Annotated in this window: 27 protein-coding genes; 11 read left to right on the top strand and 16 right to left on the bottom strand. The window is 36.9% G+C overall.

The window, feature by feature from the left end; all coding sequences use genetic code 11:
- Positions 1 to 106 precede the first annotated feature (106 nt).
- The 11 genes from JOE44_RS24245 to JOE44_RS24195 form a co-directional block, all read right to left on the bottom strand.
- Complete coding sequence (locus JOE44_RS24245; protein WP_209788609.1) at positions 107 to 994, bottom strand: urea transporter; 888 nt, start codon at positions 992 to 994, stop codon at positions 107 to 109.
- A gap of 158 nt (positions 995 to 1,152) precedes the next feature.
- On the bottom strand, positions 1,153 to 1,731 hold the full coding sequence (locus JOE44_RS24240) for a hypothetical protein (RefSeq protein ID WP_245169854.1): 579 nt from the start codon (positions 1,729 to 1,731) through the stop codon (positions 1,153 to 1,155).
- 188 nt (positions 1,732 to 1,919) lie between these two features.
- Entirely contained in the window at positions 1,920 to 2,708 is a 789-nt protein-coding gene (locus JOE44_RS24235) for an urease accessory protein UreD (protein WP_209788606.1), read from the bottom strand.
- Positions 2,709 to 3,347, bottom strand: a complete 639-nt coding sequence (gene ureG / locus JOE44_RS24230) for an urease accessory protein UreG (RefSeq protein ID WP_105680942.1) — start codon at positions 3,345 to 3,347, stop codon at positions 2,709 to 2,711.
- Positions 3,348 to 3,462: 115 nt separating this feature from the next.
- A complete protein-coding gene (locus JOE44_RS24225; RefSeq protein ID WP_209788603.1) occupies positions 3,463 to 4,152 on the bottom strand; it encodes an urease accessory protein UreF in 690 nt (229 codons plus the stop codon).
- 1 nt (position 4,153) lies between these two features.
- Positions 4,154 to 4,663 carry an urease accessory protein UreE gene (ureE, locus tag JOE44_RS24220; protein ID WP_209788600.1) on the bottom strand — a complete coding sequence of 170 codons (510 nt, stop codon included), beginning with the start codon at positions 4,661 to 4,663 and terminating at the stop codon, positions 4,154 to 4,156.
- Positions 4,653 to 5,300, bottom strand: a complete 648-nt coding sequence (locus tag JOE44_RS24215) for a hypothetical protein (protein WP_209788597.1) — start codon at positions 5,298 to 5,300, stop codon at positions 4,653 to 4,655. Before JOE44_RS24215 ends, ureE begins: the two co-directional genes overlap by 11 nt.
- Before the next feature lie 165 nt (positions 5,301 to 5,465).
- Entirely contained in the window at positions 5,466 to 7,187 is a 1,722-nt protein-coding gene (gene ureC, locus JOE44_RS24210) for an urease subunit alpha (protein WP_209788594.1), read from the bottom strand.
- 1 nt (position 7,188) lies between these two features.
- Positions 7,189 to 7,557, bottom strand: a complete 369-nt coding sequence (gene ureB, locus JOE44_RS24205; RefSeq protein ID WP_047378418.1) for an urease subunit beta — start codon at positions 7,555 to 7,557, stop codon at positions 7,189 to 7,191.
- A gap of 12 nt (positions 7,558 to 7,569) precedes the next feature.
- A complete protein-coding gene (gene ureA / locus JOE44_RS24200) occupies positions 7,570 to 7,872 on the bottom strand; it encodes an urease subunit gamma (RefSeq protein WP_105680948.1) in 303 nt (100 codons plus the stop codon).
- A 152-nt stretch (positions 7,873 to 8,024) separates the two neighbouring features.
- Positions 8,025 to 8,390 carry a hypothetical protein gene (locus JOE44_RS24195; RefSeq protein WP_105680949.1) on the bottom strand — a complete coding sequence of 122 codons (366 nt, stop codon included), beginning with the start codon at positions 8,388 to 8,390 and terminating at the stop codon, positions 8,025 to 8,027.
- A gap of 406 nt (positions 8,391 to 8,796) precedes the next feature.
- On the opposite strand from JOE44_RS24195, the gene pruA reads away from it, so the two are divergent.
- From pruA to JOE44_RS24180, 3 genes are all read left to right on the top strand, one after another.
- On the top strand, positions 8,797 to 10,422 hold the full coding sequence (pruA, locus tag JOE44_RS24190; protein ID WP_209788591.1) for an L-glutamate gamma-semialdehyde dehydrogenase: 1,626 nt from the start codon (positions 8,797 to 8,799) through the stop codon (positions 10,420 to 10,422).
- 401 nt (positions 10,423 to 10,823) lie between these two features.
- Positions 10,824 to 11,045, top strand: a complete 222-nt coding sequence (locus tag JOE44_RS24185) for a cytochrome C551 (RefSeq protein WP_209788588.1) — start codon at positions 10,824 to 10,826, stop codon at positions 11,043 to 11,045.
- 273 nt (positions 11,046 to 11,318) lie between these two features.
- Positions 11,319 to 11,528 carry a hypothetical protein gene (locus JOE44_RS24180; protein ID WP_209788585.1) on the top strand — a complete coding sequence of 70 codons (210 nt, stop codon included), beginning with the start codon at positions 11,319 to 11,321 and terminating at the stop codon, positions 11,526 to 11,528.
- Positions 11,529 to 11,848: 320 nt separating this feature from the next.
- Here JOE44_RS24180 and JOE44_RS24175 read toward each other — a convergent pair whose 3' ends face one another.
- The gene (locus JOE44_RS24175; protein WP_209788583.1) at positions 11,849 to 13,477 is read right to left on the bottom strand and encodes an AraC family transcriptional regulator; all 1,629 of its coding nucleotides are present in this window, start codon (positions 13,475 to 13,477) and stop codon (positions 11,849 to 11,851) included.
- Between the two features lie 300 nt (positions 13,478 to 13,777).
- On the opposite strand from JOE44_RS24175, the gene JOE44_RS24170 reads away from it, so the two are divergent.
- On the top strand, positions 13,778 to 14,938 hold the full coding sequence (locus JOE44_RS24170) for a thioredoxin family protein (RefSeq protein ID WP_209788581.1): 1,161 nt from the start codon (positions 13,778 to 13,780) through the stop codon (positions 14,936 to 14,938).
- A 71-nt stretch (positions 14,939 to 15,009) separates the two neighbouring features.
- Here the strand turns inward: JOE44_RS24170 and JOE44_RS24165 are convergent, their stop codons facing one another.
- Together JOE44_RS24165 and JOE44_RS24160 are read right to left on the bottom strand one after the other, a co-directional pair.
- A complete protein-coding gene (locus tag JOE44_RS24165) occupies positions 15,010 to 15,705 on the bottom strand; it encodes a hypothetical protein (protein WP_209788579.1) in 696 nt (231 codons plus the stop codon).
- Positions 15,706 to 16,022: 317 nt separating this feature from the next.
- On the bottom strand, positions 16,023 to 17,045 hold the full coding sequence (locus JOE44_RS24160) for a beta-ketoacyl-ACP synthase III (protein ID WP_209788576.1): 1,023 nt from the start codon (positions 17,043 to 17,045) through the stop codon (positions 16,023 to 16,025).
- Between the two features lie 73 nt (positions 17,046 to 17,118).
- Between JOE44_RS24160 and JOE44_RS24155 the strand changes: the two genes are divergently transcribed.
- The 5 genes from JOE44_RS24155 to JOE44_RS24135 all read left to right on the top strand — a co-directional run bounded on the left by JOE44_RS24155 (position 17,119) and on the right by JOE44_RS24135 (position 20,945).
- A complete protein-coding gene (locus JOE44_RS24155; protein WP_209788574.1) occupies positions 17,119 to 18,018 on the top strand; it encodes a CorA family divalent cation transporter in 900 nt (299 codons plus the stop codon).
- A 106-nt stretch (positions 18,019 to 18,124) separates the two neighbouring features.
- Positions 18,125 to 19,711 (top strand): patatin-like phospholipase family protein, encoded by a 1,587-nt coding sequence (locus tag JOE44_RS24150; RefSeq protein WP_209788572.1) that lies wholly within the window; start codon positions 18,125 to 18,127, stop codon positions 19,709 to 19,711.
- A gap of 38 nt (positions 19,712 to 19,749) precedes the next feature.
- A complete protein-coding gene (locus tag JOE44_RS24145; RefSeq protein ID WP_209788569.1) occupies positions 19,750 to 20,247 on the top strand; it encodes a DUF2199 domain-containing protein in 498 nt (165 codons plus the stop codon).
- A 3-nt stretch (positions 20,248 to 20,250) separates the two neighbouring features.
- Complete coding sequence (locus tag JOE44_RS24140) at positions 20,251 to 20,475, top strand: hypothetical protein (RefSeq protein WP_209788566.1); 225 nt, start codon at positions 20,251 to 20,253, stop codon at positions 20,473 to 20,475.
- A gap of 17 nt (positions 20,476 to 20,492) precedes the next feature.
- The gene (locus JOE44_RS24135) at positions 20,493 to 20,945 is read left to right on the top strand and encodes a hypothetical protein (RefSeq protein ID WP_209788562.1); all 453 of its coding nucleotides are present in this window, start codon (positions 20,493 to 20,495) and stop codon (positions 20,943 to 20,945) included.
- Between the two features lie 45 nt (positions 20,946 to 20,990).
- Here JOE44_RS24135 and JOE44_RS24130 read toward each other — a convergent pair whose 3' ends face one another.
- Positions 20,991 to 21,521, bottom strand: a complete 531-nt coding sequence (locus JOE44_RS24130) for an NAD(P)H-dependent oxidoreductase (RefSeq protein ID WP_209788559.1) — start codon at positions 21,519 to 21,521, stop codon at positions 20,991 to 20,993.
- Positions 21,522 to 21,612: 91 nt separating this feature from the next.
- Here JOE44_RS24130 and JOE44_RS24125 point away from each other — a divergent pair, with 91 nt between their 5' ends.
- On the top strand, positions 21,613 to 21,990 hold the full coding sequence (locus tag JOE44_RS24125; RefSeq protein ID WP_209788547.1) for a helix-turn-helix domain-containing protein: 378 nt from the start codon (positions 21,613 to 21,615) through the stop codon (positions 21,988 to 21,990).
- A 75-nt stretch (positions 21,991 to 22,065) separates the two neighbouring features.
- Here the strand turns inward: JOE44_RS24125 and JOE44_RS24120 are convergent, their stop codons facing one another.
- Positions 22,066 to 22,626, bottom strand: coding sequence for a DNA-3-methyladenine glycosylase I (locus JOE44_RS24120; protein ID WP_209788544.1), 561 nt, complete (start codon positions 22,624 to 22,626; stop codon positions 22,066 to 22,068).
- Between the two features lie 161 nt (positions 22,627 to 22,787).
- On the opposite strand from JOE44_RS24120, the gene JOE44_RS24115 reads away from it, so the two are divergent.
- A complete protein-coding gene (locus tag JOE44_RS24115; RefSeq protein WP_209788542.1) occupies positions 22,788 to 23,702 on the top strand; it encodes an alpha/beta hydrolase in 915 nt (304 codons plus the stop codon).
- Positions 23,703 to 23,709 lie beyond the last annotated feature (7 nt).

Below are 23,709 nucleotides of genomic sequence, written 5' to 3'. Positions count from 1 at the left end.
GTCAATCATCGTGAAAAAAACTTTAAACTTTAAACTTTAAACCTTGAACTTTAAACGTTGAACTCTCTCACTCTCAAACCCTCCAACTCTAAGACTCTCTGACTCTTTATTTTTTTGCTTTAAGAAATACTTTCTGAATTAAAAGCGTAATCCAGGTTCCGGCTACAAATGGGAACGTAAATACACCACCCACTCTATCCAGACAGTGATTATCAATTAAAAGATCATCAATAGCAATGGTTAAAAGAACGGCAATCAATACCCACAGACCATCTGTTTTCTTTACTCCGGAGAAAACAATTGCGGAAAGCACGGCATTAAATCCAAATAATCCCATGTGAATTTCTTTGATAGGTTCTCCATTCAATTGTGATAATCCGGCTCCCAATATAGAAGCTGCCAATCCATATAAAGCCGCTATCGGAGAACTTATGAAAACAGCCAGGAAGAAAATCATTCCTGAAAGTATGCCTCCCTGAAATATTACTTCCCCAAAACCATTGGTACAAGCAAGAAAATCATCATATTCTGTAGAAATAACTTCACTGCTCAACATCGCAGAAGGCGGAATATGAGTAAAATGATGCAGCGTGAATACCAATACCCATGTGATAATGATAAATGGAAAAGTAAACACCGGAATTTTCTTTTGGATAAAGAAATGCTGAATAACAGCTGCCAACGCTCCTCCCAATACGATAAGAATCCATATTAAGAATGTTGTCTGAAACAAAAATGCCAATGCTACTCCCACAAGGGCTGCACTGAAGCCGTAAAGCCCTGCGTTGATTTCAGATTTGGCATAGCTAAGTTTCATCGCCGTAAAAGTTCCGGTTGCTGTGGAAAGCAGTACTGCCACTCCACACTGCCAGCTTCCCATAAAAATTCCTATCAGAAACAAAAGCCCGGTCCATCTGTTTTCCTGGAGCATAATCTGCCCGATTCCTTTTAAAACCTTATCGATAAAGGGAAGTTTTTTGAAAAATTCGTCCATAGTTTTTTTTGTATAATGTATTTTGTACAATGTAAAATGTATTGATGATTTGAAATTAATAGCAGGAGGTTGGAAGTTGGGAGCTGAAAGCGGGACTTTACCCTAAAGCTCTCACTCACTCTTACCCACAAACCCCTTCATTAGAATCCCGAACCTCATCACCATCCAAGAAAGACCATTCCAACTCCGCAAACGGTTACTACTGCTCCACTTACCACTCCCATATACCTTTCCAGTTTTTCAGTGTTGAATAATGTTGAGTAACCATAACGTCCCAAAAGAACCATTCCAAGCATTGTCAGGACCGTAGTTGCCGTAAAAGAAATAACCAGAACAGCAATTTCAGACATAGAATGTTTTACTCCTGAATAAAATAATAAAGGAATAAGAGGCTCACTGGGGCCCATCACGAAAATCATAAAAAGCACAAGCGGAGTTACTTTTATTCTTTTTTGAGGCATTACCACTTCGCTGTGATTATGTTCGTATACATATACATCATCCCCCATCACATCAAAATGTTTGTGAGGTTTGTTTCTGATTGCCTGAATGAGACCATATACCAGATAAACCCCTCCAAAGATCAGCAATGCCCATCCTGAAAAGTTCCCTCTAATATCCTGAAACCATGAAATTTTATTCAGCTGCCATCCGAGAAAAACTCCGATAAAACCCAAGATCAGAGAGCTCAGCACATGTCCGAATCCACAGACAACCGTTAATATTGCGGTTTTCATTCCACTCCATTTTTTGGATTTTGAGATCACTATGAAAGGCAGGTAATGATCGGGCCCCGAGGCTGTATGTATAAAGCTTATTGAAACAGCACTTAAAAGAAGTGCCCAAACTGTACTATCCATTTTTTATTTATTTTTTTACCTGAGAGCCTTGTCAAGGTTTTGAACCTTGACAAGGCTCTCCTTTTTTACTCGAGTGTCCAAAGGATTTCCTGAATATGAAGGAAAAAGTTGTACATCAGTTCTCCGCCATGTCCCAAAGCTCTTACTACAAAACCATTATCTTCCATAGCGGAAACACCCACTTCCATTTCTTCATGATGCTGTGTTGCGGCTTCAACAATCTCCTCAATCAATCCAGTTTTATCTACATTTTCTTTTGTACTGTAAAAAATCAGGGTTCCCTGGTGGGTATATTGTTCGAGATTTCCGATGCTATTGATTGGGATCATATCAGGCTGGATCAGGACATTATCTTTTACAACAAGTTTATTGTTGTGGTAGATTTCCATCACATTCTGAAAACGTTTCAGTTTAAAAACTTCTCCATAATGTTTTCTTCCACAGGTAATAATCTCGCTGATGATGATCTGACTATTTTTCCCAATATGAATATTCGCTTTACTTTTAAAGTTGGAATCCTCGTGCGGAACGATAGGATGCGGAACATAGGCAAAAGAAGTTTCATCTTCCATTGAAACATTCAGTTCCTGACGCGCTTCATCCTTCATATTGAAAAGCCTTTGATAGGATTGTGACTGTAACTGAAGGGCAGCTCCTTTTTCAATGGCAACGTCTAAATGGTAATGATCACCATCCAGAATTCCCGGAGAGGAGCTCATCACCATCTGATAGAGCTTTTTGTCACTTTTTCGCTGTCCTACAGAAACTACTCTGAAAGGAAGTGAGACATAAAGGTCTTTCACATAGGATTCTCCTCCCTTGAATCCTGCAATAATTTTTAAACGACTATCCATTTATCTTACTAAGTTCGGTTCTTCAACTTCTTCTAAAAGAGCATATTTTTTGATCCAACCGATTACTTTATCTAATCCTTCATCTGTTTTAAGATTGGTGAATACAAAAGGATTTCCTTTTCGCATTCTTCTGGCATCATTTTCCATCACTTCAAGGCTGGCTCCTACGTAAGGGGCAAGATCTATTTTGTTGATGATCAAAAGGTCTGATCTTGTGATACCAGGTCCTCCTTTTCTAGGAATTTTCTCTCCTTCCGCTACATCGATAATAAAGATGGTAACATCAGCAAGATCGGGACTGAATGTCGCTGAAAGATTATCCCCTCCACTTTCAATTAAAACGAGTTCAATTTCCGGGAAACGTGCTGCTAGTTCATCTACTGCTTCAAGGTTCATACTTGCATCTTCACGGATAGCAGTATGAGGGCAGCCACCTGTTTCTACTCCGATAATTCTGTCGTGGGGAAGAAGGCTATTTTTCGCCATAAATTCAGCGTCTTCTTTGGTATAAATATCATTGGTAATTACTCCAAGGTCATACTTACCGAATAATTTTCTGCTTAAACGTTCTAATAGTGCAGTTTTTCCTGAACCTACAGGTCCTGCTACTCCTACTTTTATGTATTTTCTATTTTCCATTTTTTTTATTTTTTTTAACGCTAAGAGCGCTAAGTTTTTTTGATTGAGAATATTTTACGATCGTAAAGGTGTTTCACTCAGCAGAGGGCAATTCATCAATTTGCTCTTTTATCTTTTAGGACATATAAAGTCTTGAATACAGTCTTTCATGCTGCATACACCTGATATCAAAGGCAGTGTTGCAAAGTCCCACCATATCCCGGTCCATTTCCATTGTTTCCCATACTGTTTTTTCCATTACGGGATATAGTGAGAATAAAATATCTTGTCCATCCAGCTGTCCGAGAGGAACGAGCTTTACCGCATTGGTAATCATTCCTGCAACAGAGGTGTAATAGAATCCCAAAAGAGCTTCATACAAAGGAATCTTCATTAAGTAAGCATATACTCCGAATACAATACAGTAATGAGAATTGGCTTCTTTATGCTGAACTGCTTTTTCAAAAGCCTCCATAAAAGGGAAACTTTCCCGTCTTTTGAAAATCTTAATCAGTCTGAGCCCTAATTTCTGACTGGCCTGGCGGATTTCTCTCGGGCATTTTATTGCATTGCATTCATTATCGAGAAGTATCAATGTTTCTAAATCTCCTTTTTCTGCAGCTTTATAAGCCAGTTTTACAAAAGCTCCATCATTGAATTTAAGATTGTACTGAAGCATATTCTGCACAAACTCTTTTGCCGTATCTGCATTATGTACAATTCTTTCCTGAACATACGTTTCAAGTCCGTTGGAATGGGTATATCCTCCGATGGGAAGTGTAGGATCTGCAAGATGAAGCAGTCCCGACAGGAAGTTTATGTTCATATTATTCATCTTTTGGGGCGGCCATTTTTAGGATTTTTGTAAAGATTGTTGAGCCCAGACTTCCATGTCCATGAGGTTCTACATTCGATTTAAGAAGATTCAGCAGTTTTACAGATTGTTTTTCCGGTCTGAAACCACTTGCTTCCAGCCATCTGAACATGGGCATTTCAAAAGGAAGCAATACTTTATCATTCTGAATGAAAAGCGGAATGTGTTTGTTTCCGATCTCATAGCACACGGTACCCATTTCTAACAGTGAAGCAGGCGACATCACAATCGCTTCTGTTTCGAGAACGTTTACTGCAATTATTTTTTCTGCATCCTCAAAAAGAATATCTCCTTCACGCAAACGCTGTCCCTCTCTTAGAAACTTGATCGCAATATCAGTTCCTTTTCTGGTTTTTTTACGTTGAATTCTTTTGGTGGTTTCAAACCATTCCAAATCGAGATAGTCTATGGTTTTATCTGAAGAATTTTCAGAGAGATTGCCTATGATTTGATTAATTATCATTTTTAGATTTTTTTCTGAAGTCTAAGTTTTTGGAAATGCCTACCCCGAATGTTGAACCGCTGATTCCTGCTACATAGCTTTTTGTCCAGCCTTCTTCTTTCGTTTTGGTTTGCAGCATTGAAAGCTCAGCAAATTTGAATTTCAATGCCCAGCCTCCACCCAGCAAAATCCCGATCAAAGGATAGGCACGAAGACGGAATCCATTAAAGTTCTGCATAGCATCAGCAGCCGTTGAAAGTTGCTGTCCCCAAACATAATGAGCATCCACCTGCCCGATTAATACAAAGTATTTCCCAAGCATTACTGACGGACTGTACCAGATACCGGCCTCATTTTGCTTATAAACAACGTTATGGTCTACCGTATTCTGTGAGTAGGCATAGTTGACTCCAATAAGATCATTATTATTGATGAAGTATCCCACTCCAAGCGGTGCGCTGGCAACTGTACTGCTGCTGCTTGATGGTGTTGTAATTTTAGAGTAGTCTAATGAACCGTACACCATAAACTGCCCTTTGGGTCCTTCTTCATCACTTTTAAGCCTGTGTCCGCCAAGAAACTGAGCGCCCAGATTTCCTGAAAGCACAGACATTCCGGCTACAGCAAGAGAAAAAACTGTTTTATTTAAATATTTCATTTTTAACCTTCGTTCTATAATTATTTTACATTCAGTGAGTAAACCTGGGATAAAGGAGTACCTGAAAGTGTCATTCTGAACGAAAGGATTCCTGCGAGATTCTTCCTTCGTCAGAATGACAGAACCAAATAATTTCGCTTTCAGATACTGTACTTTAAATTTATCTTAGAATAAGAAATACAACTGGGTTAAAGGAAGTTTTTCTGCCGGTTCACAAGTGATGTACTCACCATCTACTGTTACTTTGTAGTTTTCAGGATTCACTTCAATCAGAGGAGTCTTATCGTTATGGATAAGGTCTTTTTTTGAAATATTTCTACAGTTTTTCACCGGAAGAATCATTTTCTCTAATTTGTAAGAAGCGATAGTTCCGTTGTCAATAGAGATCTGAGAAACAAAATTGGCACAAGTTCCAAACTTAGCTTTTCCATGAGCTCCAAACATATTTCTGTAAATAATAGGCTGAGGCGTAGGAATGGATGCATTCGGATCTCCCATTTTAGCAGCAATTACAAATCCGCCTTTTACAATCATTTCCGGCTTTGCTCCAAATAATGCAGGTTTCCAGATGACCAAATCTGCTAATTTCCCTTCTTCAATTGATCCTACATATTCTGAAATACCGTGTGCAATAGCTGGGTTGATGGTATATTTAGCTACATATCTTTTTGCACGGTAGTTATTGTTTCCACTGTCCTGATCTTCAGCCAAATCACCTCTCTGCTCCTTCATTTTACTTGCCGTCTGCCAGGTTCTTGTGATCACTTCTCCGGGTCTTCCCATTGCCTGGGAATCCGAACTCATGATGCTGAAAACACCCATATCATGAAGGATATCTTCTGCTGCAATGGTTTCAGGACGGATACGAGAGTCTGCAAACGCCACATCTTCAGGAATATTTTTACTCAAGTGGTGGCATACCATCAGCATATCCAAATGCTCATCAATGGTATTAACCGTGTAAGGACGTGTAGGGTTTGTAGAAGCAGGCAGTACATTCGGGTACATTGCTGCTTTAATGATGTCCGGTGCGTGACCTCCTCCAGCTCCTTCTGTGTGGAAGGTGTGAATTACCCTTCCGTTGATCGCTCTCATGGTATCTTCAAGAAATCCTCCTTCATTCAGAGTATCGGTGTGGATGGCAACCTGAACGTCGTATTTATCCGCTACTTTCAAGGCTGCATCAATGGTTGCAGGAGTTGCTCCCCAGTCTTCGTGGATTTTTACTCCCAAAGCACCTGCTTCTACCTGCTCTTCAATAGGTTCTTCTGCCGAGCAGTTCCCTTTCCCGAAAAATCCAAGGTTCATAGGATATTCTTCAGCGGCTTCAAGCATTTTCTGCATATTGAATCTTCCCGGAGTAACGGTTGTAGCATTCGTTCCATCATTTGGACCTGTACCTCCGCCAATCATTGTTGTGATTCCGCTGTATAAGGATGTTTCAATCTGTTGAGGGCAGATGTAGTGAATGTGGGTGTCAATTCCTCCTGCTGTTACGATATATCCTTTTCCACCATGAACTTCCGTGGAAGCTCCGATAATCATATTGGGAGTCACTCCATCCATTGTATCAGGGTTACCGGCTTTTCCGATTCCTACGATCTTTCCGTCTTTGATTCCGATATCCCCTTTTACGATTCCCCAGTGGTCAATAATTACGGCTCCAGTGATACAAAGATCCAAAACACCTTCGTCTCTTTTAGCAGTAACATTCTGTCCCATTCCGTCACGGACTGTTTTTCCTCCTCCGAAAACGGCTTCGTCTCCGTAGTGCGTGAAATCTTTTTCAATTTCAATAATAATTTCAGTATCCCCTAGTCTGATTTTGTCTCCGGCTGTAGGACCTAATATATTGGCGTATTGTTTTCTGTCTACGTGTAAGCTCATCTTAGTGATTTTTAAAGTTTAATTCTTCAACTTTTGCAAGGCTTGCTTTTTTCTGTTCTTCAGAATCCACCTGCCCATCGACAAGGTTGTTGAAACCCATTGCTTTTTTAGTTCCTCCTATTTCTACCAATTCCACTTCTTTTTCTTCTCCCGGCTCAAATCGAACGGCAGTACTTGCTACAATATTCAGTCTCTTTCCGAAAGCTTTTTCACGGTCAAAACTCATGGCTTTATTAACTTCGAAAAAATGGAAGTGTGAACCTACCTGAATAGGACGGTCTCCTGTATTTGTTACTTTTATTTTTACAGTTTCTCTGCCTTCATTACAGATAATTGTACCTTCTTTTACAAAAATTTCTCCTGGTATCATAATCAGTAGGTATTAACGGATTGGATTGTGTACGGTTACAAGTTTAGTCCCATCCGGGAAAGTGGCTTCAATCTGAACATCGTGGATCATTTCTGCCACGCCAGGCATTACATCCTCTTTAGTAAGAAGATGAGCGCCTTCCTGCATCAATTCGGCTACTTTTTTTCCATCTCTTGCTCCTTCAAGCAAAAAATGACTGATGAGTGCTATGGATTCCGGATAGTTTAATTTAAGGCCTCTTGCCTTTCTTTTTAGAGCGAGCTCGCCTGCCAGAAATAGCATAAGCTTCTCCGTTTCTCTCGGTGTTAAGTGCATAATATTTTTATTTAAAATTGGACAAACAGAATCCCGTTCGCCTTTCTGCAAAGGCAAATAGAAATGTTCAGAAATGTAAAATGGGAATGATTTTTACGGACTTGTATTGACATGAATACAAATCATAACGAATCATTAAAATTTTAAAAGATTTAGCAGCGTGCTATCTGCAGGGAATGATACAGAATGTATCTTGGTTCGGTAATATAAATACGGGTTTGAACGGCCGCAACACGTGTATTGTAAGTATAATCTGCAAAGAAATAGTGTAACCACTGCTGTGCAAGTATCGAATAGTCAAACTTCACTTTCTCCCAGTCGTTGGAATCCTGTACATCCTGTGCATCTGAAAAGCTATACATTTCAGGCTGGGTCTGCTGATCAGATTTCTGCTGAAGGAGATGAATTTTTGAAAGAATATCAGAGTATGGTTGAGTTTTCCCTGTATGTGCAAAAAGACCTGCACACAACGCTGAGAAAAATATCACAAAAGAGAAAAATAAGACTCTTTTTTTCATACTGTTAATAATGGTGTAAAATTAGAACAATCTTAAAACCCAGGCTATCAAAAAAATTATTTAAAATGTTCAAAATCGCAACAAATGCAATTTTATGTATTTTTAACATTCCACTATAAATCCCTTATTTACAATACATAAGCACTATTTATAAACTATGACAAATATTTAATTGTCCCCATTCCCATAATTCTGATTGTTCATCTCCTCTTTTCCTTCTATTTAAGAAATCGAATAAATACATCTTGTATTCTCAATTTCATATGTTAAAAAACCGCTATCCATTAATGATTATTCAACAATCAAGTTTATTCCATAAAAGCAGGCGGTATTTTTTTCTTTCCTTATAATTATCGTAAATTTGTATACACATCTTATTTAATTTAATAAAATAATAAAACGTAATATGTCAAAAGCAATTTCGCAAGTACCATTAGCGGTAAACGAGCCGGTAAATTCTTATGAACCGGGATCTCCGGAAGTTAAAAGCCTTATCGACACTTATAAAAAAATGTGGGCTGAAAAGGTAGAAATCCCAATGATCATCAACGGAAAGGAAGTAAAAACGGATACAAAAGTACAGCTTCAGTCTCCACAGGATCATGCTCATGATTTCGGATTCTACTATCAGGGTGGTATGCAGCATGTGGATGACGCTATCAATGCGGCATTGGCAGCTAAAAAAGAATGGAATGAGCTAGGCTGGGAACAGCGTGCAGCAATTTTCTTAAAGGCAGCTGATCTTTTGGCTGGTCCTTACAGAGATGTGATCAACGCTGCAACAATGATCGGACAGTCTAAAAATGTACACCAGGCTGAAATTGATGCAGCTTGTGAGTTCATCGACTTCTTAAGATTCAACGTTGAGTTCATGACAGAAATGTATTCTGAGCAGCCGGTTTCTGACAATGGAATCTGGAACCGTGTTGAATACAGACCATTAGAAGGATTCTGTTTTGCAGTAACTCCGTTCAACTTTACAGCTATTTCCGGAAACCTTCCGACTTGTATGGCAATGTTAGGAAACGTAGTGGTTTGGAAGCCTTCTGACAAGCAGGTATATTCTGCAAAAGTAATCATGGATGTATTAATCGAAGCTGGTCTTCCTGCAGGTGTTATCAACATGATCTTTACAGATGGAAAAGAAACTGCTGAGAAAGTATTGGCTCACCGTGATTTTGCAGGTCTTCACTTCACAGGTTCTACAAAAGTATTCCAGGGAATGTGGAAAATGATTGGAGACAATATCCACAACTACAGAACATATCCAAGAATTGTTGGAGAAACAGGTGGTAAAGATTTTGTAATCGCTCACCCATCTGCTAACGTAGAAGCTGTAGCAACTGCATTGGTAAGAGGTGCTTTCGAATATCAGGGACAAAAATGTTCTGCTGCTTCAAGAGCGTATGTACCTAAGTCTCTTTGGGCTGATGTGAAAAAAGTAATGGAAACTCAAATGAACTCTATTAAAGTAGGTTCTCCAGAAGATACTTCAAACTTCGTAAACGCTGTAATTGATAAAAATTCTTTCGAAAAATGTAAAGGATACATCGACAGAGCAAATGCTTCCGGTGAAGCTGCTGTAGCCATCGGTGGAAAAGTTGACGATTCTAAAGGATGGTTTGTACACCCAACAGTAATCGAAACTACAAATCCTCACTACGAAAGTATGGTGGAAGAGATCTTCGGGCCAATCTTATCGATCTACGTATATGAAGATCAGGACTGGAAAGAAACACTAAAACTTGTAGATTCTACTTCTCCTTATTCATTGACTGGTTCTGTGTTCTCACAAGACCGTTACGCAATTAATGAAGCTTTTAAAGCGTTAGAAAATGCATCAGGTAACTTCTACATCAACGATAAACCAACGGGTGCCGTAGTAGGACAACAGCCTTTCGGTGGTGGTAGAGCTTCAGGAACTAATGATAAAGCAGGTTCTAAAATGAATCTTCTAAGATGGACCTCTGTAAGAAGCGTAAAAGAAACGTTTGTTTCTCCAAAAAACTACAAATATCCATATTTAGGGTAATCAACGATCATTGATCATTGATAAATGATATAGCAGCCTCGGAATTTCGGTTTCGGGGCTTTTTTGTGGATACGAGGATTCAGGTTCAAGGTTCAAGGTTCAAGGTTTAAGGTTTAAGGTTCAAGGTTTAAAGTTTAAAGTTTAAAGTTTAAAGTTTAGAGTTTAAGGTTACTGGCAGTTAAAAAAGTACTTTCATTTCCATAACACGCTCCCACTTCTAACTTCTAACTTCTAACTTCTAACTTCTAACTTCTAACTTCTAACTTCTAACTTCTAACTCCTATTCCCTGCAACCTGCTACCTAACATCTTTTAACAAACTTTACAGATATTTTACGACTTCCCAGGTACTGTTAGGAATAATTATTGATTTTTTGTTACTACACCTCAAAATAGAAGAATATGAAAAAGTTATTGTTAACAGCCGTTGGAATAGGAATATTTGCAGTGAGCTGTGGAACCAAAGAATCGACAATGTCAACCAGTAGCCGGGATTCAGCAACAGTAGGTAATACGCAAAAAAGTATACCTCCTACAACAACTGATACCATGACTACAAAAATGACGAATCCTGACAGTATCAAGATAAAAAGGGATTCTATGGCAACGTCTCCTGTCAAATAGTATTTATATAACATTCGATCTAAAAATGGAAAATCTGCAGATGAAAGCTCTGCAGATTTTTTTTATTGAATAACCAGAAATGTTGAAGTTATCATCAAGTTTTAGCTTTAAAGGACTATTATTTAGGTTTTGGCTAAAGCCGATGATGATATATTATTTTTAAAGGCGGGTTAAAACCCACCCCTATTGAATTTTAATGACAACATCTTTTATCTTTTATCTTTTAATTAATTCCTTATATTTGATTATCATCAACAATCAAAATTAACTATTATGAAAAAATTATGGATAGGAGCTGTTCTTGGACTTCTTTTCCTTGGAAGTTGTGCTCAAAATAAAGAAAAAAGAGAGGAATATAAAGAGGCTCACAATAAAGATTCTTTAAGAAATAAAATGGGAGATTCTGCTGTGGCCAACTCCATCCCTTCACCCGCAACCTCTGATACTTCAAAAATTAAAACCGACAGTACAAAAGTTAAATAAAATCACAAATCCACAGAAATCTGTGGATTTGCACTTAAAAAAACTTGACTGAAAAAAAACCGGGCAATCAACCCCGATTATAATATATGGTTCATATTCCTGATCAGAAGAATATTTTCCTTAAAAGCTAAAAAAAAGGGAATTGCAGTTTGGGCTTACTCTTATCTTGAAAGAAGAAAATAAAAATGATAAGCTGCAGCAGAATTACATCATGTCCCGTGAAACTGATGCAAATATATACCAGCAAAGCTTTTCTTTAAAATAATAGGTTGTTCATTTTCATGAAAATGGTAAGGTAGAATTAAAAAAACAAGCTGTTTTTAATCATTTTCGGGAAAATGGATATTTTTGTCTGATTGCTTTTCAGTATCCAGATATTTGATATATGCTGATGGAGAATAGTCTGTAACCGCTTTAAAGACAGCAGCAAATTTACTGTGTGAAGAGAATCCGCATTCATCGGCAAGGATACTTATTTTATACTGTCGGTACTTTTCATCATTGATTAATTTGTCTACAATATAATTGATTCTTAGACGATTGACATACGTTTTAAAGTCTGCACTTTTATGCTGATTGATAACATAAGACAGATATTTTGTATTGGTATTCAATTCACCGGCAAGAAAAGAAAGGGACATTCCTTTGTTGTTATAAAGATCACCTTTTTCAAAATTTTCAAGAAGTTCAAGCAATTTTGATTCTGTTTCGGAAGTCATGAGGGAATCATTCCGTCTGCGGTCTGCTTCAGAGTCTTTTTCATCAATTTCTTCCACAGATATATTGGAAAATTCGGCACCATCGGGTTGTTGTAAAGAATACTGAGTTCTGTTACTGATCATATTTAACTGAGCTCTTATAATATTTCTGAACTTTGAACGCTGTTTTTTCTGCTTTGCCCTGAATAAAACAAGTAAAACAACCAGCGAAGTAAACAGAATGATAATGGCTGCATTTTTTGCCAGATTCATATGTGCTCCTTTTTTACTGTTCTTTCCTTTCAGAATTTCTCCACCCTTCGCAGCAAAACTCTGATTACGGGCTGCAATACTGTCATAAGCACGTACATATTTCACAGCATATAATGAAGCTTTAAAATTGTCTCCAATTCCTTCATAGTAATCGTTAATATTGGAATAAACGGCTTTTTTAAGTTTAAGGCTTCGGGATGTGTCTGCAATTTTTTCTGCTTTTTTAAGATACACCTCAGCGTCCTTCCAGTTTTTCTGCTTCAGGCGTATACCTCCCAGCCCGTTATAAACCAGTCCCATTGTACAGCTTCCATTTTTAAGCAGTCCTTCCGCTTTTCGATAGTAATCTTCGGAAACAGAATAATCATTAAGTTTGAAATAGACATCTCCCAACAGCTGATATGAAGCTGCTGCTGTTCTGCTTTCGTTATAGCTGTTTATTTTTTCAAAATATTTCAGAGAGGATTCAATATGCCGTATCGCATTGGGATAATTCCCAAGCTCCATCTCATAGAAGGCCATTTCCTGATTCAGGAGCCCTGCGGCTTCATTACTTTTTTGAAAATCGGTAATCCGTCCGGAAGCCTCCAGCCCTTTTACAATGTATTTTTTGGATCTTTCGTATAACCCTACCTGTCTATATTGCCTCGCAAGTAATCTGGTCACCACGGCCATCCATTCCGGATCATTCATCTGATTGATTACCGAATGGGCATTTTCACTGAAACAGATTGCTTTTTTAAGTTCTCCTGCATGATGATATAGCTCCGAAGAAAGAACAAGACATTTGATCTTCTCTGAAGATGTTTGTGCCCTCATATACAGAGAATCTGCGGTTTTGATGGCTTTGGGTAAATCCTTATAGGCTGTAACAGAAGAAGTCTTCTCACAGATAAGGTCAAAGTTATTTTTTTTCTGAGCGAATATGGGGACTGCTGTTGCCAGCAAAAACAAAAATTTCAGAAGACTTTTAGGCATAAGAAAACAAATTATTATTTTTATTCTATAATAATTCATCATTATTTTCACGGAGTGTCTTTTTGTTTTTTACAAAACTAGTGATATTTTATTTTTTATTAAAACATTCTACTGAAATTTAATCATTTACCTTAAAACAGTCATTTGCGTTAATTTTAATAATAAGACTAAAACAATAGATGATTATCTTTCATACGCCTTGATAGCTGTTTTAAAACTAAAGTTCCTTTATAATTATTTTCAATATGAACGACTCATATGTCATCATATTTATTACATTTGCAGGGAATAAAAGTTTTTATGAAAAAAATAGCCATACTTTCCTCAATCTTTATAGGAGCTCTTGCATGGGCGCAGGGAATTAAATTTGAAGACAGCAATTTTGCTTCTATCCTTGCCAAAGCAAAAAAAGAAAATAAACTGGTCTTTATTGATGCATATGCCTCATGGTGTGGACCTTGTAAGCTAATGGTGAAAAATATTTTCCCGCTTCAGTCTGTAGGTGATTATTACAATTCTCACTTTATCAATGCTAAAATTGACATGGAAAAAGGAGAAGGAATTGAGCTTGCCAAAAAATATAACGTAAAAGCATTCCCTACCTATCTGTTTATTGACGGAAACGGTGAAGCAGTACACAGAACGTTAGGATATGTAGAAGAAAAAGACTTTATCCAGTTTGCCAAAGATGCTGAAGACCCGAATAAAAGACTTACTTCTCTGAAACAGCAATTTGAAAAGGGAGAGAAAAACCCTGAGTTTTTAAAGAATCTTGCCGGACTTACTATGTATAACGATGCTGAGTTTGCCGGAAAAGTACTTAACCGTTATTTCCAGCAGAAACCCAATTTAGATCAGGAAGATATCCAGATGCTTCTTTCAGGAGTTCAGACAACAGATAGTCCTTTGTACAAGATTTTCCAGGATAAAAAAGCAGAGATCATTAAATTCTTCCCTGAAGATAAATACGAAAAGTTTGATAAAAACATCAAGCTTAACACCGTTTCTAAAAAAGCTTATAACCCGGATACAAAAAAATGGGATGACAACTATTTCATGGCTGAAACCCAGAAATTCCTGAGCAAAGAAGAGGCTGACAAGATTTTAAAAAGAATGAAAGCCAACAGAGCTTTAAAGAACAAAGATATTCCTGAGTATGAAAAATTAATCCTTGACCTTTACAAAGATTATTCTGCAGCAGGTTCTGAAGAACTGAATTCTCTTGCATGGAACTTCTTTGAAAATGTAAGCAGTAAGACATCTCTGGAAAAAGCAATTACATGGGCACAAGAATCTGTAAAGAAAAACCAGAACTTTGCCAATACAGATACGCTAGCCAATCTTTACAATAAGGTAGGAGATAAGAAAAATGCAAAAATGTGGGCTGAAAAATCTATTGAACTGGCAAAAAGTACCGGACAGGATTCTTCTGACACAGAAAAATTATTAAAAAGCCTTTAATAGAGTATACTATATAAATAAGAAACCGCAGAACTTTCGTTCCGCGGTTTTTTGTTTTTTGATTAGAATGTTCAGTTATTATATACCAAAACCTGCATCTTAGTAAGCATTGCTTCTGTATCACCATTATATCCTGCATAAGCAGAAGGAACAAAATTAACTGTAGCACTCCCAGACCACGAAGTATATTGAATTTTAAAAGTATAAGTTCCCGCTGCAAGGGTTACCGATTTCAAAAATGTCACCGGAATCGGCATATTTAGCAAAGTGATTCCCCCAGGAAAACTTCCTGCTTTAGTAGCGAAAGCTGAAGAAATTTTCACTCCATTCTGTAAAAGGGCAAAAACCCCTTGGCTCGAATTACCATCTAATAATGTAGCATATCCTAAAATAGTAAATAAAAAGGTCTGAGTTCTCCCTGCAGGAACTGTTAAAGTAATAGTAACTCCCGGCACATCAATTGTTGCTCCAGGAGCAGCTGTAGCAGCTGTAGTTCCCTGTACATAATAAGCGTTGTTAATCGTTCCGCTTATTGTATTCACTGTTTGCCATGAGGGTGCAGCCGCAACACCGTTAGAAGTCAGAATCTGACCGGAAATTCCTGCTGATCCAGCTGTTGTACTATCTCCACCTACATTTAATTCATTTACTACCTGTAATGAACCGTTGACATGTAAGGTTTTCTGAGGAGTTGAAGTCAGTATCCCGACCTGCCCCCAAAAAAACATGGGAACTAAAAAAGCTCCCAGTAATAAATAATTTTTCATGTTTTTTGTTTCTAGAAATTTCGCTTAATAAACTTAATAAAGTTACTATTATATATATTTTTCTTAAAAAAACTTTAATGAATATTTTCAATTAAAAAACAACAACTATACTATAAGTTCTATAACACAAAAAATTCACTTTAAAAACCAAAAATACGTACATAATATACTAAAAAACAATGATTTAAATTAAATTATTAAAACAAATAAACAAAACAAATTAAAACCTCTATTAAAAACAAAAAAAAACACAGAACGAGAGTTCTGCGGTTTTTTTTTAGCTATTTTGCAATGAAGCCTTTTCGCCTTTTTGTTTATTAATATTCAAACAGAACACTTCCCCAGGTAAATCCGCTTCCGAAAGCTGAAAGAAGAACCAAATCTCCTCTCTTGATTTTTCCTTGCTCAATCGCTTCACTTAAAGCAATGGGAATAGAAGCAGCCGTTGTATTTCCGTATTTCTGAATATTATTAAAAATCTTATCATCCGGCAGTCCAAATTTTTGCTGAACAAACTGAGCAATTCTAAGATTCGCCTGGTGTGGAATGAACATATCAAGATCTTCAATGGTTTTCCCTGCTTTGTTCAGTGCTTCCATCATGGTTTCCGGAAATCTTGTTACGGCATGTTTGAATACAAAGTTTCCGTTCATAATAGGATAAACTTCTTTATTGGTAACATTCTTCGGTTCTTTTCTCATTCTGTCACTCCATCCGAATTTAGATCCCGGAAACTGTGTACATAATTCATCGGCATATTTCCCTTCAGAATGCATATTCATCGCTAAGATATCCCCTGCATTTTCATCTTCTGATGCAGAAAGAACAACAGCTCCTGCTCCATCTCCAAAGATTACAGAAACCCCTCTTCCTTCGTCAGAAAAATCCAATCCGAAAGAATGAACTTCTGCTCCTACAACAAGAATATTTTTATAAGTTCCTGATTTAATAAATGCATTCGCAACACTCATAGAATAGACAAATCCTGAACACTGATTTCTTACATCCAATGCTCCAATGGTATCACATCCCAACATATCCTGAAGCAATACTCCACATCCGGGAAAATAATAATCCGGAGAAAGTGTTGCAAAAACAATATAATCAATATCCTTAGCAGTCAGACCCGCTTTTTCAAGGGCTTTTTCAGAAGCTTTAAATCCTAGATAAGCGGCTGTTTCCTGAGAATCATTTCTATTTTTACGATGTCTTCTTTCCTTGATCCCCGTTCTTTCCGTAATCCACTCATCATTGGTCGTCATGAGTTTTGCTAAATCATCATTTGTAACAACGTTATCTGGAACATAAAATCCCACACCTTTTATTGTACTTTTAATCATATAGTTTTTTAATTTTGGCAAAGATAAAACTTATTTAACACATAGTTTTTCAAAATATTAGTATTTTTACTTTATGCCAATTGATACGATATACAGAACCTCCCAGTGCGAATGGGTAGATGTAGAGGCTCCTACTGTAGAAGACCTGAAATTTCTTCATGAAAGATATGAAATCAATAATCTTCTGCTGGAAGATACAATGGATCCTAATCACCTTCCGAAATATGAAGAAGACGGGAATATAAAATTCTTCTTACTCCGTGAAAGTACAGAGCTGGAAAGAAAGAATTTGAATACCATCAGCGATATCAGCACCAAGATTGGAATTTTTTTGGTTGAAAATACCATTATCACCATCCACAGGATGAAAACCAGAAGCATCACTGAAGTCAAGAAGAAAGTTTCTTTGATTCAGGAAGATCTTAATCCTCAGCAGATCACGCTGATGATTGCTATATTGATCATGAAAAGTTTTGATGATGAATCTTTAAGTCTGTTTGAAACGATGGACAATATAGAGAATGAGATTTTCCTTAAAAATACCAATCATACCAGCCAGATCCGCCGTCTTTACAAACTGAAACGAAAATCAGGATTAAATTCCAGGGTACTGGTGATTTCCACGGATGCTATTGATAAATTTAAATTACTGAATTTACAGGACTCTGAAATTGTCGATTTAAAGGATAAGCATAAAGATGTAGTGGCAGATTTTGACCACTTGAATATTCAGATCACCAACCTTATTTCCATGTTCCTTGCACTTTCGGATCAAAAGGCCAATCAGGTGATGAAGGTTCTGGCTATTTATTCAGTTTACTTCTTACCGATTACTTTTATTGCCGGAGTTTACGGAATGAACTTCGATAATATGCCTGAGCTTCACCATAAATATGGATATTTTATAACGCTTGGAGCCATGGCAACGGTTGTGATCAGTACGTTTATTTATGTGAGACGAAGACAGTGGTGATTAATTTTATATCAACACAAAAGCGCAAAGATTTTATCTTCGGTAAAATAGACATCGGTTGATTGCATTTTTGCCTTTAACCAACACACCATCAAAACAAAATACCATGACCACTGAAAACCTCAACAAAATTCTGGGAGATCCTTCTCTTTCACAGGCATCTAAAGATAAACTGCTTGCCTTACACGAGAATATATCTGCCAAAGAATTCTCTGATCTTCTGGATCAGAATGGTAATCAGTATGTAGAATTTGTACAGGAAGGTGGCGGTGTCTGGGGAAGCGCATTGGTAGGGTATCTTTACGGACTGGAAATATTCGGCATCCGTTTTCTGAAAGTAGCAGGAACAAGTGCCGGAGCAATAAACACCATGCTCATTGCAGCCTGTAAAACCAAAGAAGAATCTAAAAGCGCCTTGATCAAAGATATTCTTTTCAGTTGGGATTTTTCAGATTTCATGGATGGGAAAACCTATGTAAAAACAACGCTCCATGCGATGCTGAACAACAAAGATTTTTTTAAGATCAATGCTGTTATTGCCGCTATCCTTTTTATTATTCTGATCAGTATTCCTTTTTTCGCTCCTTCAACAACAATTCTGAATGCCAAACTGATGTTTCTGATTCCTCTGATTCCGGCTGTCATTCTCTTTTTCTGTATTCAAAAGCTCTACAATAATTTCAGGAAAGAAAACAGCGGACTGAATCCGGGAAATGCTTTTCAGAATACCATGCAAAATGCACTGGATCAATTTGGAATAAAAACGGTTGCCCATCTCAATGAAAAATTCATTCAGAAAGAACAGGAGCTCAACCTCAATTACCGTTATGGAAACGGGCAGGAATATTATCTGATGGCGCTGCAAAGCATCGAAAAAATTAAAATCAAAAATCAGGTACACATTGACCAAACCCGATACAGAATTTTCTATGAAAGCGCTGTCAACAATGATTACTATAAAAACAACCCGTTTTATCTTCTGAAGTCTGAATATGTAATCATTACCACCGATATCAATGCTAAAATTAAGGTAGAGCTTCCTACGATGGCCAATCTCTACTGGTCTGAAGAGGAACTGAAACACATCAGTCCGGCTGAATTCGTAAGAGCCTCTATGGCGGTTCCCCTTTTCTTTGAACCTTTTCAGAAACAAATCAATAAAGATGACAGTTCTGTAAAGTACGCCTGGAGATACTGGATGAATACAAAACCGGAAGATATTAATCCTGCCGGAGTTTTCATTGATGGTGGCAGTATTTCCAACTTTCCTATTGACCTGTTTCATGCTGATGAAGTTTTTTATCCGAGAATGCCCCTTTTCGGAGTACAGCTGACGAGCGATTCTGCTATTCTTTCTGAAAGAGGGAAAACCAGTGAGGAAATTCTCAAAACGCCCTTCAGTTATGCCGGAAATATCATCAGCACCTTAAAAGGATTTAATGACAAAACATTCCTTACCAAACATACTTTTTATCGTTTATACAGCATACAAAGCGTCAACTGCGGTACCAGCAGCTGGCTGAACTTCTTCATGAAAAAAGAAGAAAAGGAAGAACTTTTCAACAGAGGTTTTCAGGCTGCCCTTGATTTTCTTAACACCTTTGATTGGGAAAAGTACAAATATGAAAGAATGATGCTTACCATGAAGGAGAAAAAAATACTGAAGGAAGAAGATACACCTACGGTGGGATAAGGATTTTTAGGTATTTTAGCCGAAAAGCAAATTTAATCATGAAATACATCTGCCAATGCTGTGGAGAAGAGAAAGAAGACTGGCCTGCAATAGCCTATTCATATCCTTATTTTTACTCCTGCTTATCTGAAGAAGAATTAAAGAATGCTGAACTCAGTTCAGACCTTTGCGTTGTAAAAGAGGAAGAAAATACCCATAGATTTATCCGTACTGTTCTTGTACAGGAAGTCACAGATGATTGCAGAGATCTGGATTACGGAATCTGGGTATCCCTGAGTGAAAAGAGCTTTGATGAATATGTGGAAAATTATGACAATAAAGAATTTGAAGCCGAGTATTTCGGATGGCTTTCTACGTATCTTCCGGATTATGAATTTGAAGAAAGTGTTCCTACCACAGTTGTAGTGAATAATTCTATCGGCCGCCCTTTTGTCTATCCTCACCAAAGTTATGACCATCCATTTGTACATGATTTTTATAATGGAATTGCAAAAGAAGAAGCAGAGAAAAGAATCAATCGGGTTTTAAATAAATAGAAAATGAAATCAATTTACAAGTACCTATTTTTTATCGGATTATCAATGTTTGTTCTATCCATTATAATGTTTTTTACGTCTGTTGGATTATTTACAGCAAGAGGAGATTATTCTGAAATCATTGTAAATTTAGGTGAAATTTCCTTTTTCCTCTGGCATCCTTTTTTAATCATTGGAATATTTTTAACTATAGTAGGAATAGTTGGTAGACTAAAAAAAAATAAATAAAAATATATTAACTGAATATGAAAAAATTTGTGTCAGAAAAATTCCATATTATTCTTTTGGTACTCACTTTAGGATTAATCATATTCTGCATGGTAGACGAGAATTTATGGGTAAAGAAAATGCTCAAATCCCCTAAATATACAATTGGAGAAGCTGTTACGGATTGGCATCCAAAGAATAACAATGGTGTAGGAACAGATTATAGATATCAGGTTAGTAATAAAATATATTTTAAAACAACAAATTATTCTTACAAAAAAGGAGATAAATTCCTCATCATTTTCGATTCTGTAAAACCTAAAAATGCAAAAGTTCTTGGCATTTATTCTATTGAGAACTATCTTATAGATTTAAAAGTTCCTTCAAAAGGCTGGAAATATCAGGATGTGCCTTTTAATATTGATAGTAATACCATAAAGAAATATTTACAAGACTGGAATGTGGAACCTTTTGAATATATTCAGCAATAAAGTTGAACTCCTTTAATTCAAGAGTCCAACTTCATTTTTATATTGTTACAAATTATCCAGAAACTCCAGATACATCGGAACACTTCTGTTGATCCATTCATCGGAAGAATCTCTTTCAATTCCATAATAAACGAAAGGTTCTTTGTAGTCTGCCTTTATATAATCAAAGGTCAGTTCGTAAGGTCGGAAAAGTTCCTTCATGGTGTATTTATATTCTCCAGATGTACTGTACCCTTCTTCATCTATTCCTGCGGTAACAGCCAGTGACATTTTCTTTCCGGCCAGTTTGAAACCGCTGTTGCTTCCATATGCCCAACCATACAAAACCACCTCATCCAGCCATTGTTTTAAAAGCGGCGGACTGCTGAACCAGTAAAACGGAAACTGAAATACAATCTTATCATAAGATTCCATCAGCTTTTGCTCCTGAGCTACATTGATTTTTCCGTCAGGATAAGCTTCGTATAATTGATGAATAGTATATTTTTCAGGGTATTTTTTTAATTCGTCAATCCATTTTTTATTGATAACAGATTTTTCAATATCAGGATGGGTAACAATTACTAAGGTCTTCATTATGTTTAAATTTCTATGACAAAATTACTACACGTAACTTACATTTCGTACATTAGCTACCCATTGTATGGTACTATAAAAAATGTAAGTAATGACTAAAATAAAGGAAAATTCAACCAATTTTGCCAATAAAAAAGCGCTTGCCGATGAATGTCCGGAGATCTATGCTTCCAATATTATCGGGGGACAATGGGCATTGGCGATCTGCTGTTATCTGATTAATGGAAAAATGCGTTTTGGAGAATTGAGAAAAAAGCTTCAGAACATTACGGAGCGTATGCTTACCCTTCAGCTCCGAAGGCTGGAAGAAGATAAAATCATCACCAGAACAGTGTATGCTGAAGTTCCGCCAAGGGTAGAATATGAACTTACAGAAATAGGCTACAAACTGAAACCCATCATCCTGGAGTTTGAAAAATGGGGCAATGAGCATAAAGAACTGATGAAGCAATCATCAAGGAATAATTGAGATTCCTACGGAATGACCAATAGAAGTATTTAGTCTTAAACACGCACCTTGTCATTCCGTAGGAATCCAGGCATATTATTTAGCCGTTTTCCCCCTCCACAAAGGTTTTTGAGCCAATACTTTCGAATGTATCGGACAGCTTTCGTGATGAGCTCCTTTGAGATATCCCGTGCTCATGAGAAATTCATTGACAATCTCTCCGCCTGTAAATTTGAAGGTTTTCTTGAATAGCTTCATCCATTCCTGCAATGTCATTGGATGATGATGTTCCAGCCATTTCTCGAACGAACCAAATTCCTTCTGTAATTCTATAATCTTTTTTGCATTTTCAATGGCAGCATTCACTTTCAGTTTATTCCTGATAATCCCCGGATCGCTTAACAGTCTTTCACGGTCTTTCTCTGTATAAGCCGCTATTTGCTGAATATTAAAATTGTCATACGCTTTTCTGAAGCTGTCTTCTTTTTTCAGAACGGTTTCCCAGCTTAATCCCGCCTGATTGATTTCAAGAATCAGTCTTCCAAACAACTCATTATCATCATGAATAGGAAATCCATAATAGTTATCATGGTAATTTTTGTGCAGTTCTTTTCGGCTTTCGGGCTGCATTCCTTCTATGGCTAAACAATAACTCATTGAAATATTCTGTTTAAATTCTAAATAATGTGGTAAAGATAAGACAGGTTTGTGACAACTGTACGTCAGTAGTATTTTAATGTTAATAATAATTCCATGTGCTTGAGGTCTTTCAGCTCAGAGAATATTTAGTAGTTTAGAAGACTCAAAAAACGATCAACATGAAATCTCTGTTTTCCATTCTTCTTATGATATGTTCAATATCCTTTCAAGCACAGAATTTATACTCAAAGGCTTATGGAAATCCGAAAAATACTCCTGTCATTTTTATTCATGGCGGCCCCAGCGGAAATGCAACTTTATTTGAAGGAACTACAGCTCAAAACCTTGCCGACAAAGGATTTTATGTCATTGTCTATGACAGACGTGGTGAAGGACGCTCAAAGGATGAAAATGCAACCATGACATTCAAAGAAAGCTTTGAAGATTTAAAAAGTATTTATACCACTTACCATATCAAAAAAGCCAATATTCTTGCCCATAGCTTTGGAGGAATTATCGGGACTTTATTTACAGAACAATTTCCGGAAAAAGTAAAATCCCTTACGCTTGCCGGAGCTTTATTTACCCAACAGGAAACCTACAACCATATTATAAAACAAGCTAAAGAACATTTTAAAAATGATCCTGCCCGGCTTAAAGAGATTTCGGAAATAGAAAGTCTAGACAAAAATTCTGCTGCTTATAGAAAAAGATGTTATGATATGGCTGGGAAACTTGGATGTTTTGATATGCCCCATCCTACTCCCGAAAGTGAAATGCTGAGAACGGAATACAAAGCAGGGGAATTCAACAAAAACAATATAAGAAACCCTGATTCTCCTCTTAAATTCTACCAAAATGAGTCTCAGAATAATCTTGATAATACTGCCATTTTAAAAAGTATCAGCAAAAAAGGAATTCCCATTTTTGCAGTGTATGGCAAGAATGACGCAATATTTTCAGAAAAACAGCTGAATGATCTTAAAAATATTGTCGGGAAGAACCATTTCAGGCTTATTGATAACTGTTCCCACTACTTATTTGTGGATCAACAGAACGATTTCCTGGAATTTATAAAGCTCACATTAAAATAAAGTGTAG

It is taken from the genome of Chryseobacterium sp. PvR013, assembly GCF_017833095.1.
GTDB lineage: Bacteria > Bacteroidota > Bacteroidia > Flavobacteriales > Weeksellaceae > Chryseobacterium > Chryseobacterium culicis_A.
The sequence above is the reverse complement of the archived record's forward strand: the minus strand, read 5'-3'. Positions and strand labels throughout refer to the sequence as shown.